The sequence below is a fragment of the Paenibacillus sp. FSL k6-2145 genome, from assembly GCF_037976585.1.
Classification (GTDB): Bacteria; Bacillota; Bacilli; order Paenibacillales; family Paenibacillaceae; genus Paenibacillus.
Genome location: NZ_CP150267.1, coordinates 4,006,765 through 4,019,291, shown reverse-complemented (window position 1 = coordinate 4,019,291; position 12,527 = coordinate 4,006,765). Strand labels below are relative to the sequence as shown.

The following is a 12,527-nucleotide window of genomic DNA, read 5'->3' as shown; positions in this document are numbered from 1 at the left end:
AATCTTCGGATCTGCCACTTTGGGCAAATCTCAAAGATTCCCTCTTCGATTTATTTGGAATTGGGGTCCAACTACTTTAGTAGTTCATAGTCTACCTTATCTTGGTGTGAAAAATCAAATGTCTTTTCGAAAGCATCGCGAACTTTTTGTCTTGCAGCCGCTTTCACTTTCGGATTTCCATTAAAACGAACACCTGTTAAAGCCAGTGCTTCTTCTGCTGTCAATTCAACAGACACATGATTCAATTCATTGTTTTTAACTTGGGAATTCATTCATATCACCTCACGGTATAGTATGGTCCATGACGTCAATCTTGATTCAAATGCTATGATGAATAATACCCACTAGATGGTGTCTGACGCTGATTTAAATATAACATAAGGTGTAAACTATAGCAAGGAGAAAACCTTGATTTTACGGCCTATTTTTGCGTTTCGATTCCCTTTTTTTTTAGTTTTTTGATACAATGATAAAAGTTCATGAAGACACCTATAATCGCTATCAATCGTCTATGACGGAAATCGCATAGCGCTTCTTCTTTTGTTCACGTATGATTACTGTAATTCGACAGCCAAAGGAGTACCCTGAAGATGAATGCACCTGCATTACAGTCCCCTCTGTTGTGGGGAGATAAACGATTCCATACCTGGAATTATGAGATGCGCGATCAATTTAACAATAAGGTTTTCAAAGTGATGCTGGATGCTGGATTCACCTGTCCCAACCGCGACGGTTCCATTGCCAAAGGTGGTTGCACCTTCTGCAGTGCGCGTGGATCAGGCGATTTTGCTGGCAACAGACGTGAAGATCTGGTCACCCAGTTTAATACAATTCGAGATAAACAGCACCTCAAGTGGCCTACAGCGCAATATATTGGCTACTTCCAAGCCTATACGAACACATATGCTCCGGTTGAGGAGCTGCGCGAATATTTTGAAGAGATTCTGGAGCAACCCGGTGTTGTTGGTTTATCCATCGCCACTCGCCCGGATTGTTTGCCAGATGACGTTGTTGATTATTTGGCTGAACTGAACGAGCGCACCTACCTGTGGGTTGAGATGGGGCTTCAAACCATCCATGATTCCACATCAACATTGATTAATCGCGCGCACGACACGAAGTGTTACGAAGAAGCCGTTGAGAAACTGCGCAAACGGAATATACGAGTGTGTACACATATCATATATGGTCTGCCTCAAGAGACACATGAGATGATGCTGGACACTGGACGGGCAGTTGCCAATATGGATGTACAGGGAATCAAGATTCACCTGCTGCATCTGATGCGCAAAACGCCGATGGTGAAGCAATACGAAGCTGGTCTTTTACGTTTTCTGGATCAGGACGAGTATATCAAGCTGATCGTAGATACACTGGAGATGCTTCCACCGGAAATGATCGTACACCGCCTTACAGGCGACGCACCGCGTGATCTGCTGATTGGACCGATGTGGTCCATGAACAAATGGGAAGTTTTGAACTCCATTGATCGTGAGCTGCGAGAGCGGGATTCATGGCAAGGTAAGTATTGGAGGCGAGCATAGATGGGCTTTCTTTCGGTTCTCAGCTGTGCACATCAGTGGATTGCTTCCCGTCTGCAGCCAGGTGATTTAGCCATAGATGCAACGGTTGGTACAGGAGCAGACACACTATTTTTGGCACAACAAGTAGGCAGGCGTGGTCAAGTCATTGGATTCGATATTCAAAGTGAAGCCCTCACGCTGGCACAGGCCCGGATTCGAAAACAAAACGACGAAGCCAAGCTTGGCTCCATCTCCATGCTTCAACTCAGCCATGATCGAATGGCAGAAGCGGTGCCTGAGTCATGGCTTGGTGCGGTTGGTGCAGTAATGTTCAATCTGGGGTACCTGCCTTCAGAAAGTGCAGATTCCTCCATCATCACCGAGACAGACAGCACGATCGCTGCACTTGAGGCTGCACTCGCTTTATTACGCCCTCGCGGCATCATTACGGTTGTGCTCTACCCCGGTCATGACGGAGGGGAACAGGAAGCAGCAGCCGTATTGGAATGGTCCTCTGCCCTGCCGGTGGAACAGGCACAGGTTGTGATGTATCGCCAATTGCAGCGAGAAACTTCTCCTTTTCTGATCGGAATCGAGAAAAAATAATTTCCTTTGTTCACCAAATACAATAAACTAGACACAATCGCAAAGCGAGCTATTAACGGCTTCTTCTTCCTGCGATCTGTGTTCTAAATCTACATATGCAAACGTATTCACTTGTTTGTTCATGGCGATTACACGCCCATGACTGATTAAAGCGATCCACCATTTCATATACTAGAGGAGAGATTACTGATGTCTACGCCATATCCATTACAATTCCAACCTGAATTCAAAGAACGTGTGTGGGGCGGTCGTGCGCTGGAGCAATTCGGCCTTACGCCCCCTGAAGGACATATCGGAGAAGGATGGATGATTGCGGATCATCCAAACGGTACAACCAAGGTATTAAATGGAGCACTTGCTGGCAAGGGTCTGGATGAAGTTCGTGAACAACTGGGCACCGAATGGCTTGGAACCAAAGGCGTTTCCGAAAAAGGCGGCCGTTTCCCCCTTCTGATTAAGCTGCTTGACTGCAACGATGACCTGTCCGTTCAGGTCCATCCAACAGACGAGTATGAGGCACTTCCTCCTGGCGAGCTTGGCAAAACAGAAATGTGGTATGTACTCGACGCAAAACCGGGCGCACATATCATCTATGGCTTGAATGAAGGCGTTGATCGGGCAACATTAAAAGAAGCATTGGAAAACGGCACGGTGATGGATACCCTTCGTCAGGTACCTGTTGAAGCTGGTGATACGTTCTTTATCCCTGCCGGAACAGTACATGCGCTCTGTGCAGGTGTCGTTGTTGCTGAGATTCAGCAAAACTCGGATACGACGTACCGGATATACGATTACAATCGTCCAGGGCTGGATGGAAAACCACGCGAGTTGCATGTTGAAGACTCCTTAAATGTCACCGCCTATGAGGGCGCAGGTGCCTCAACGATGAAAACAAATAACGCTACTCCTGGTGAATGGCTCAAGCTTGCGGAATGCCCTTATTTTGTGGTGGAAAAAGGGATTGTGACTGAACGGTGGGAACTCTCCACCAATCCTGACAGCTTCACGATTCTCGTTGTCTGTGAAGGAGAAGGAACTTTGGAGTGGGCACATGCTGAATCAGACAGTATTGAATTGAAAGCTGGACAATGTTATCTCTTGCCAGCCAATCTGGGTTCTTATACATTAGATGGAAATACCACTGTTCTTCGCTCTTATCTGCCATAAATCAAGCTTATATGTAACCTGTGAAGGAGGAATTACACGAGATGCAGGAATCTACCTTTGCCTTGGTCGCTAGTGAAGGTACCCGTATTCATGTGTACCGCTGGCTTCCCGATCCGGAATGCAACGTTAAAGGTGTAGTGCAAATTGCACATGGCATGGGCGAGACGGCAGCCCGATACGCAGAATTTGCCGGCATTCTTACCCAAAATGGCTATGCGGTTTATGCCAATGACCATCGGGGTCATGGCAAAACTGTGGAGAATGCCAAGTTGCTTGGTAATGCTGGTATCGATGCCTTCCGCTGGATGGCGAGTGATATGATTAATCTGGGCGAAGTAGCCGCCAAGGAGAATCCTGGGGTGCCTCTGTTTCTAATGGGACATAGCATGGGCTCATTCTTGGTACAACATCTCATGTACGCTGGTCATGAGCAGTACCATGCCTTTATTTTATCCGGGACAAACGGCAGACGTGGTCTGCTCCGGTTTGGAGAGAAGCTCGCCTTTTTGCAATGCGGCATTCAGGGGGCTACTCATCCCAGCATGTTGCTCAACGCGATTGTATTTGGTGGATTCAACCGCTCTTTCCGCCCTGCGGCGACACCGTTTGATTGGTTGTCCCGGGACCCACAAGAGGTTCAGCGATTCATTGATGATCCCCTGTGCGGAGCAGTCTGTACAGCAGGCTTTTTCCGCGACTTCTTCAAATTGCTGCTTGAAGTCCATCTTCCACACAATATGGAGCGCATACCCAAACACAAACCCGTATACCTGTTCTCAGGTGAGAAGGACCCTGTCGGACTTCATGGCAAAGGCGTTCTTAATCTGGTCTCCCAGTATAAGAAGCTTCAACTGGAGAATATTGAGTATCGCCTGTATCCGGATGGACGCCATGAAATGCTGCATGAGATCAACCGAACAGAAGTGGCTCAGCACGTTGTGAACTGGCTAGAGCGGAATACCCCTGGCTCGAATACACACCCTAGTCCGTTGAACCCTACTGAGACGGCTGACTCTATATAATTAAGTCGGAGGCAACATACCAAGAGCAACAGCAAAAGAAACCCCTGAATCGGATGTGCAGCTCACGCTGCGCTCCAGTTCAGGGGTATTCTTGTTAAGCGATATGAATAATAGCTATAAACAAGCTTTATGGATTAACCTTCAATTAACAGGGATTCCGGGTCTTCAAGCAGTTCTTTCACGGTCACAAGGAAACGTACAGCTTCACTACCGTCGATAATCCGGTGATCGTAGGACAACGCGATGTACATCATTGGACGGTTCTCCATCCGCTCTGCATCAATCGCCACTGGACGAAGCTGGATCTTATGCATCCCCAGAATACCCACTTGAGGTGTATTCAGAATTGGCGTAGACAACAAGGAGCCAAATGTTCCACCATTGGTGATGGTGAACGTTCCACCTTGCAGATCAGATAACGCCAGCGTGTTGGAACGAGCTTTGGATGCCAGGTCCGCAATGCTCTTCTCGATCTCGGCAAAGCCCAGACGATCGGCATCACGCACAACCGGTACAACCAGTCCTTCCTTCGCAGATACGGCAATGCCGATATCATAATACTTTTTGAGCACAACATCTTCGCCATCAATCTCTGCGTTAATTGTAGGGAATTTTTTCAAAGCTCCCACAACCGCCTTGGTGAAGAAGGACATGAAGCCCAGGTTGATCTCATGTTTCTCTTTGAACTTGTCCTTACGGCGTTTACGCACATCCATGATCGCAGTCATATCAACTTCATTAAACGTAGTCAACATGGCTGCTGTCTGCTGAGCCTCTACCAGACGTTTGGCAATGGTCGCACGGCGGCGAGACATCCGCTGACGCTCCACTGGTTTGGTATAGGTAGAACTTCCAGCTGCCGGAGCGCTTGGTGCTGCTGGAGCTTTACTCGCAGGTGGAGTAGCAGGAGCAGGCGCCTGATTGTTATGGCTCTTCACATCATCCTGGTATACCCGTCCAATCGGATCTTTGCTCTGAACCTGATCCAACTCTATACCACGTTCACGTGCAAGCTTACGAGCAGACGGTGAAGCCGTCTTGGCACTATCGGATGACTCCGGTGCTGCCGCAACAGGTGCTGGTGGTGGTGTTGGAGCTTCAGGTGCAGGAGTAACGGCCTTTTTCTCTTCAGCTGCTGGTTCGGAAGCGGGTGCACCGCTTCCTCCTCCAGAACCAGCTGAGAGTGTACCGATCGTTTCACCGATCTCGACCGTCTCTCCTTCCTGACGAATGATCTTCTCCAGCACGCCACTTTCTTCTGCGCTGATCTCAATATTTACTTTATCCGTTTCCAGTTCAAGAAGCACATCACCCTGATTAACGGTATCCCCTTCTTTAACCATCCATCTGGATACTGTTCCCTCAGTTATTGACTCACCCATTGCAGGTACTTTAATTTCACTCACAGCTGTTACCTCCCCAGTGGAATATTATTCTTCGTCGTTTGTTTCAACGCAGATGTAATAATCTGTTGCTGTTCCATACTATGCACAAGCTGATAACCGCTGGAAGGACTTGCGTGTTCCGGGCGACCTTCGTATCTAACGGTTGTGCCTTCCGGGGCAACTTCACGAAGACGAGGCTCCATGTATGTCCAGGCACCCATGTTTTTGTTTTCTTCCTGTACCCATACCAGTTCTTTTACATTGCTGAAACGTGCGAGTATACGTTTGATCTCTTCTGCCGGGAACGGATATAGCTGTTCCACTCGAATGATGTGAAGCCATGACCAATCTGCTTTATCTTTTTCAAAAGCATCTTCCAGGTCAATGGCAATCTTGCCACTGCACAAAATAATGCGCTCTACGCGATCCGGCTGTGTACCCAGTCCAGCTTGCTCCAGCACAAGCTCAAACTTGCCTTCGCTGAATTCGACTGCCGGTGAAGCAACACGCGGATTCCGAATGAGACTTTTCGGTGACATCATCACAAGTGGACGAGCATCTTCGGTTTCAGTCAACGAAGCTTGTCGACGCAACAAGTGGAAGTACTGAGATGCACTCGACAAGTTGGCAACCGTCATGTTGTCTTCTGCACAAAGCTGCAGGAAGCGTTCAAGGCGAGCACTTGTATGCTCAGGTCCCTGACCCTCATTCGCATGTGGAAGCAACATGACCAGACTGGATTTTTGAGACCATTTGGCACGCCCCGCTGATACAAACTGGTCAAAGATAACTTGTGCACAGTTGGCAAAGTCACCGAATTGAGCTTCCCAGATGACCAATGTATCGGGTGAATATACGTTATATCCGTATTCGAATCCAACAACGGATTCTTCAGACAACGGACTGTTATAGATTGCAAAGGATGCTCTTGCCTGTGGCAAGTGATGTAATGGGCAGAACTTTGCTCCATTCTCCGAATCATGCAACACCAGATTCCGATGAGCGAATGTTGCACGCTCTGCATCCTGTCCACTAATCCGAATTGGCTTGCCATCTGCCAGAATGGTTGCAAATGCGAGTGTCTCCGCAAGGCTCCAATCCACTTTTTCCCCTTCGTTCAGGGAAGTGCTCCGGCGTTGCAAAATCCGCTGTAACTTCGGATACACGTTGAAGTTCTCAGGCCATTTCAGCAGATCGGCATTAATGCTGCGCAGATTCTCCAGTGGTACCGCAGTCGGAGTAATCGTAACAGCCTCCGGCTCACTGATTTTCCGTTGGTAATATTCATGTACTTCGTTTTTCTTCATCTGGTCATAAGCTTCTTTTAATTTGTTCGTTACTCCATCGCGAATGCTCGTAATGGACGCATCATCGATAACCGATTCCTGTTTCAACTGATCCTGATACAAGTGACTTACCGTTGGATGGTTTTTCACCTTGTCATACACGATAGGTTGAGTTGTTTCGGGATCATCGGTTTCATTATGGCCGTAACGACGGTAACCAATCAAGTCGATCAGGAAATCCTTTTTGAAACGATTGCGATACTCTGCTGCCATACGAATGGCTGCAATACAAGCCTCCGGATTGTCCGCATTCACGTGTACAATCGGAATTTCGTACCCTTTAGCAAGGTCACTTGCGTAGTACGTTGAACGGGAATCACCGCTATCTGTAGTGAAGCCCAGACGATTGTTGACGATAATATGGATGGTTCCGCCATTCTGATATCCTGGCAGAGCTTTGAAGTTAAGTGTCTCTGCAACGATCCCTTCTCCAGGGAATGCTGCATCACCGTGCATCAAAATGGTAGCTGCCTTCGTCACGTCCTGCTTCGGGTATCCAGGGTCACGACGGTCATCCTGAGCCGCACGAGCAAACCCTTGTACAACCGGATTGACGTATTCCAAATGGCTCGGGTTATTCGCCAGAGTAAGGCGTGCCTGTACAGTTTCCCCGTCTTTCACAAAACGGTTGGCACCCATATGATATTTGACATCCCCCGTCCAACCGTAGTTGATTCCAGTCGAACCTTCCGATGGAACCAAATCTTTGTTCGGAGCATGATGAAATTCAGAGAAAATTTTGCTGTACGGTTTGCCCAAAACATGAGCCAGTACATTTAACCGTCCACGGTGGGCCATACCCATCAGAATGTGGCTTGATCCGGCTTCTGCCATGATGCGAACAGCTTCATCCAGCATCGGCACAAGCACATCGTTACCTTCGATGGAGAAACGTTTCTGCCCAACAAATGTTTTGTGAAGATAATCTTCAAATTGCTCAACTTCAACCAAACGTTCTAGCAAAGCCTTACGTTCTTTCGGCGTAAGCGGAGCTGGTGATGTCCGGGATTCCGCACGACGATTCAGCCACTCACGCTCTTGAACTTCGTGCACATGACTGAATTCGTAGGCCATGGGTCCAGTGTATATCTGACGCAAACGTTGGATTGCATCCCATCCGGTTGCTGTCTGCCCATCTGCACCTTCCCAGATCAGGGAAGCAGGCAAAGCTTTCAGATCTTCTTCGTTTAATTCAAAATGCTGAGGTTCCAGCAAAGATGTGTCTGTATCTTCACTGATTCCAAGCGGATCTATATCTGCAGCAAGATGACCATAGGTACGGATGTTCCATACCAGTTTACCCGCTGTAACCGCTTTCTGTAATAGTTGAATGTCTACGCTTCCGGAAGCCGATTGGGCGTTGCCGGAATTCAAGTTTGTGCGTGCATCCGTGCCAGACATTGGCGGTGCACCCCATTGTTCAAATAGTTCACGATAAGCTGGTGTAACCGAACCAGGGTCTTGAGTGAATAATTCATATTGTTCCTGTACGTATCCCATATTGGGGCCATAGTAACTTTCCCAGGGCTTCTTGTTGCCTTCCACGATCGTCATCGACGTTCCCTCCGTCTTGATTTAGTCATAAGTTTTTGACGGAAATCATTGACTAAGCCGTAATTTGCGTTCGTTCAACATTTTAAGCGAAATTTTTCATGAAGTCCAATAATCGTGCTGTTGGTGGTAGTAACGTTAGTCCGACGCTCCCGTCAAGGTTTGTCTGCGTTTTCAAAATCAAAGTAAAACAATGATTGTATATACCGTCGCACAGATGTCGAATACTGTCCTGATCCGTTCGAAGGTTACACTTTCTCCTCTTCTTCAAGTGAAGTCCATGTTCTAATATCTATTCTATAAACTTTTACGCTCAGGAGCATTTCCTATTTTTAGTTCAATTGATGCATAAATTAGATGAATCGAATAAATCGATCAATTTGAGCAGAACAACGAACGCTTAATTACAACAAAATAGGCATACGATCTCCCATTTTACCTCCTTAATTGAATTGTGGTCCATTATGTTCAAAAACAAACCGTCAAGTTAAACATTAACCATTTGACGTCACATTCAACAAATAATTGGGGTTTTCTTCAGGAGACCAACTGAAAAAGCTGGCCCAGACATAAATTATCCGAGCAGCTTCTTTGGATTCAGCAAATTTAAGTTAACAATAAAGTTGAGGATGCGCATCAAGATGTACTTTGGTTAATCATATACTCTGCAAACGGCGTTAAGGAAAGATCTCTAACCTGCTCCAGTGTAAACCAGTCCGCGCCCAGCGAATCTTCACCATCGGGTTCTTTTTTGATATGATCCGGCTGACTTGCTGTGGTCAAAACAACATCATACAACATCCCGATATGGTGCAGCTCTTCCGGCTCACCTTGATACACCCATTCCAGTACCGTAGACTCCGCAGAACGAATCATCACTTGTAGATGGGTCAGGCCCGTCTCTTCTTCAATCTCACGATGAAGAGCAGTCTCTGGCTGCTCGCCAAATTCCAGCCTTCCGCCTGGTAAATCCCATTGCCCCTGATATGCTCCGCGAGCCTTATGAATCAACAGGAATTGGTCCTCCCAAGCGACCAAGCCATATACCCCAATATGTGTATGCCGATTCACTTAAGGGCTCTTCCTTTCGTTTTCATCCTCTGTAACAGCATCCAGATCTATGGCCATACGGATCATATCCACACAGCGGATACCATCCTCTATAATCTCTTCCTCATAATGCCTCACAAAGAAGTCACGATCAACTCCGATAATGCGGAAACCGCAACGTTGGTATAACTTCAATTGATGAAAGCTGGAGTTGCCTGTCCCAATCTCTAGAATTCGACATCCCAGTCTACGTGCAGCTTCCATCGCTTCCTTAATCATGTGTTTGCCTACACCTTGACCCTGCAGTTCTTCCTGTACGGCAATATTAACAATCTCCGCAGTCTCCGGACGAGTCTTCAACAATACGAACTCCCCAACCATCTCTCCTTCATACTCGGCAATAAAACAAACACCCCGACTCAGGTACTCATCTACAATTGCTTTTGAAGGATCAGCCAACAATAAAAGTTCGTAGGGTCTCTCTTCTTCCCAGTCCAAAATCCGGAACGACAATTTCATGCCAATCTCCACCTTTTCATCGTACAATATTCATTTACGTCCTGTTTGCAGAAGCCTATGTATGGCAAATCCACAAATATATCATTCTTCATTTCGCCAAACTAGTTTACTCAATCTATTAATCACACACTATTACCCACAGACTAGTCATCTCCTATAAAAATAGTAAACTTCATTATATCATAATATTTGGATATAAATATATAGATATGGATGATACATTATGAGGCATTATTTTATATCCTAACCCAAGCTTAAATGCTCATGGATTAATTTCCATTCCCCATCAAACCCAGCAACAAATACATTCGTGGCCCGACCCTTTCCATAAGCAGGCTCTCCCTGATAAATTCCCTTCCAGTGGTAGGTATAAATACAAACGGCCTGCTCTTTGCTAGTCGTAATCCACTTAACATCTTCAGCACTGTACACTTCTTCCTTGACTGTCTCCCAAGCGTTCTCAAAATAAGCCCGAATTTCGTTAGGGGTAGTACAGGACGTTCCCGTAAACCAATATACGGCTTGTGGCGATAACCATTTACTGACTTCATCAAACTGATGTGTATTTGTCGCCGCAATGTATCCTTGCAGGGCATGCTGGTATCCCATGATTTTTCCTCCTTCTGACGTTTTAACTTATCGGGTCCCACTCTGTTCAAGTACCGAATCGCTATACACCATAAATGTCTCTTGCAACGTACGTCCGGATGACTTCTCCCAGATCACGCTCCGCTCAAAAGTGCCTTTTTGGAAAAAACGCGGGAAACGTTCAGCAAACCAATCCTGCATAGGTAGCTCAAAAACCCGCTTCATAGGCACCCATAACAGTTCGCCTTCGGGCGGATCTTGCAATAACTGACCCTCGAATGAAGTCGCCAAATAGTTAAATACCATGTACCGCAATCCTTGTTCGGGATCACAGAACTCATCAAGCCCTTTATACGTAATCTCATTGACCGCTAGCCCCGTCTCCTCCAGAACCTCCCGCACGGCACCATCCACGATACTCTCCGGAAAGTCTACCTTCCCCCCAGGAGCGATGTATCCCGGAAATCCTTTGCGATCCGGCCGATTCATTAGCAACACCTGATCATTCATTTTGTCCCATACCATACACATCGTTAATATCTCAATTCTAGTATCCATATTCGTCCTCCTGCTAACATGCTCTTCTCTGCTGTACACTAACATTTCTGGGAATAACCTGTGTTTTCCTTCTTTATTCCCACTCTGTTTCATTGCAATTTTCACCGGTCTCACAGTATAGTCTATGATGATATATATACATACGAAAGGCGGACGCCCTGTACACCTGTACATAGAAGCCCGCCTGTTTTGTGATATTCTATGCTGCTCTGTACTCAAGCTTGGAGTTTCCAGTTCTCAGTTCAATTCCGTAATCAACACCCGGCGTTCCTTCCATTCAGCCCGGCGATAAGCCTGTTGCATACCAAATTTGCGGATACTTGCCTTTGGCACCGATTTATAAGGCAAAACGACCGTAAAGTCCTCATCAAACGGGAAAAAAGACAGGCCTACTTTTTCATTGGATAACCACTCTGCCTGAATTGGTTGTCTGGAACAGGCATCAAACGTACAACTGAGCCCTTCTGCAAAAAAATCATAACGCGCAGCAGGTGTTCCAGGTTCCTCCATACAGAGAAACAGACTGAGCTGATCACAGAAAAGCATGATCTCCACATCACTTTGCAACCTCTGTTTCAGTGCTTCAGCATCACCACCAAGCTGTTTCTCCCAATCCAGCTGACGTTCGTGTTCTTGTTGCAGATAATCTCGGATGTCATCATCATCCTGAGTATTGGCCCCCAGATTTTTCTGAAACAGTTCCGTATACATCAAGCTACACAATAATCCGGCGTAGAGGTTTTTCTGGCGAACTTCTTCAATCCCTTTATGGTAGAATACAAAACGCGGACGCAATGGAAAATCACGAAACGAATACGGCGATTGACTGTAATCATTCCAGAATGGAGATGAATCCAGTTCAATCCAGCCACGGTCATGTTCCTTGGCCGCTAGAATCAATTCATCCCGATGCCCAGCATCGGCTAATAATTCATTTTTCCAGTGGGAAGCCATCTCACCGGCTACTAATCCATGCTCATGCTGTGCGGTCAAAACAAAATCATGCTCTCTCTCATATACGATCATGTGCTGTCACCCTTCCGCATGGTATACGTTGACTTTAACATAAATTGGGTTAAACTTTCCTATAAGTTGGTTTTCGCTCCATTTTGACGAAAGGCATTATGAAATGCACAATGTAAAGGTGTTGTCAGTTTCCTGAAATTTGATACACTAAAGGTTGTGTCCACAATTATATTACATACAGAAAGC

General features: G+C 46.5%; 12 protein-coding genes. 4 read left to right on the top strand and 8 right to left on the bottom strand.

Going from position 1 to position 12,527, the window contains the following annotated elements; translation table 11 throughout:
- Positions 1-71 precede the first annotated feature (71 nt).
- On the bottom strand, positions 72-272 hold the full coding sequence (locus tag NZ043_RS17955; RefSeq protein ID WP_036610190.1) for a hypothetical protein: 201 nt from the start codon (positions 270-272) through the stop codon (positions 72-74).
- 318 nt (positions 273-590) lie between these two features.
- On the opposite strand from NZ043_RS17955, the gene NZ043_RS17950 reads away from it, so the two are divergent.
- The 4 genes from NZ043_RS17950 (at position 591) to NZ043_RS17935 (ending at position 4,318) form a co-directional block, all read left to right on the top strand.
- Positions 591-1,544, top strand: a complete 954-nt coding sequence (locus NZ043_RS17950; protein WP_339309026.1) for a TIGR01212 family radical SAM protein — start codon at positions 591-593, stop codon at positions 1,542-1,544.
- Positions 1,545-2,129, top strand: a complete 585-nt coding sequence (locus NZ043_RS17945) for a class I SAM-dependent methyltransferase (RefSeq protein ID WP_091032874.1) — start codon at positions 1,545-1,547, stop codon at positions 2,127-2,129.
- A gap of 189 nt (positions 2,130-2,318) precedes the next feature.
- A complete protein-coding gene (locus NZ043_RS17940; RefSeq protein WP_289391826.1) occupies positions 2,319-3,296 on the top strand; it encodes a type I phosphomannose isomerase catalytic subunit in 978 nt (325 codons plus the stop codon).
- A 41-nt stretch (positions 3,297-3,337) separates the two neighbouring features.
- The gene (locus tag NZ043_RS17935) at positions 3,338-4,318 is read left to right on the top strand and encodes an alpha/beta hydrolase (protein ID WP_339309025.1); all 981 of its coding nucleotides are present in this window, start codon (positions 3,338-3,340) and stop codon (positions 4,316-4,318) included.
- Positions 4,319-4,452: 134 nt separating this feature from the next.
- On the opposite strand, the gene odhB is transcribed toward NZ043_RS17935, so the two are convergent.
- From odhB to NZ043_RS17900, 7 genes are all read right to left on the bottom strand, one after another.
- Positions 4,453-5,724, bottom strand: a complete 1,272-nt coding sequence (odhB, locus tag NZ043_RS17930) for a 2-oxoglutarate dehydrogenase complex dihydrolipoyllysine-residue succinyltransferase (RefSeq protein WP_339309024.1) — start codon at positions 5,722-5,724, stop codon at positions 4,453-4,455.
- Between the two features lie 5 nt (positions 5,725-5,729).
- Entirely contained in the window at positions 5,730-8,603 is a 2,874-nt protein-coding gene (locus NZ043_RS17925) for a 2-oxoglutarate dehydrogenase E1 component (RefSeq protein WP_339309023.1), read from the bottom strand.
- A 633-nt stretch (positions 8,604-9,236) separates the two neighbouring features.
- Positions 9,237-9,671 carry an NUDIX domain-containing protein gene (locus tag NZ043_RS17920; RefSeq protein WP_133384113.1) on the bottom strand — a complete coding sequence of 145 codons (435 nt, stop codon included), beginning with the start codon at positions 9,669-9,671 and terminating at the stop codon, positions 9,237-9,239.
- A complete protein-coding gene (locus NZ043_RS17915) occupies positions 9,672-10,169 on the bottom strand; it encodes a GNAT family N-acetyltransferase (protein WP_133384112.1) in 498 nt (165 codons plus the stop codon).
- A gap of 243 nt (positions 10,170-10,412) precedes the next feature.
- Positions 10,413-10,778: a nuclear transport factor 2 family protein gene (locus NZ043_RS17910; RefSeq protein ID WP_091032887.1), complete on the bottom strand. Its 366-nt coding sequence runs from the start codon at positions 10,776-10,778 to the stop codon at positions 10,413-10,415.
- Positions 10,779-10,805: 27 nt separating this feature from the next.
- Positions 10,806-11,315: an 8-oxo-dGTP diphosphatase gene (locus NZ043_RS17905; RefSeq protein WP_339309022.1), complete on the bottom strand. Its 510-nt coding sequence runs from the start codon at positions 11,313-11,315 to the stop codon at positions 10,806-10,808.
- 237 nt (positions 11,316-11,552) lie between these two features.
- Positions 11,553-12,341 (bottom strand): DUF3891 family protein, encoded by a 789-nt coding sequence (locus NZ043_RS17900; protein WP_339309021.1) that lies wholly within the window; start codon positions 12,339-12,341, stop codon positions 11,553-11,555.
- Positions 12,342-12,527 lie beyond the last annotated feature (186 nt).

Bases quoted from the DNA above. Each gene is read 5' to 3' on its own strand.
- NZ043_RS17955 (WP_036610190.1), bottom strand. From the start codon at position 272: ATGAATTCCCAAGTTAAAAACAATGAATTGAATCATGTGTCTGTTGAA.
- NZ043_RS17950 (WP_339309026.1), top strand. From the start codon at position 591: ATGAATGCACCTGCATTACAGTCCCCTCTGTTGTGGGGAGATAAACGA.
- NZ043_RS17945 (WP_091032874.1), top strand. From the start codon at position 1,545: ATGGGCTTTCTTTCGGTTCTCAGCTGTGCACATCAGTGGATTGCTTCC.
- NZ043_RS17940 (WP_289391826.1), top strand. From the start codon at position 2,319: ATGTCTACGCCATATCCATTACAATTCCAACCTGAATTCAAAGAACGT.
- NZ043_RS17935 (WP_339309025.1), top strand. From the start codon at position 3,338: ATGCAGGAATCTACCTTTGCCTTGGTCGCTAGTGAAGGTACCCGTATT.
- NZ043_RS17925 (WP_339309023.1), bottom strand. From the start codon at position 8,603: ATGACGATCGTGGAAGGCAACAAGAAGCCCTGGGAAAGTTACTATGGC.
- NZ043_RS17915 (WP_133384112.1), bottom strand. From the start codon at position 10,169: ATGAAATTGTCGTTCCGGATTTTGGACTGGGAAGAAGAGAGACCCTAC.
- NZ043_RS17910 (WP_091032887.1), bottom strand. From the start codon at position 10,778: ATGGGATACCAGCATGCCCTGCAAGGATACATTGCGGCGACAAATACA.
- NZ043_RS17905 (WP_339309022.1), bottom strand. From the start codon at position 11,315: ATGGATACTAGAATTGAGATATTAACGATGTGTATGGTATGGGACAAA.
- NZ043_RS17900 (WP_339309021.1), bottom strand. From the start codon at position 12,341: ATGATCGTATATGAGAGAGAGCATGATTTTGTTTTGACCGCACAGCAT.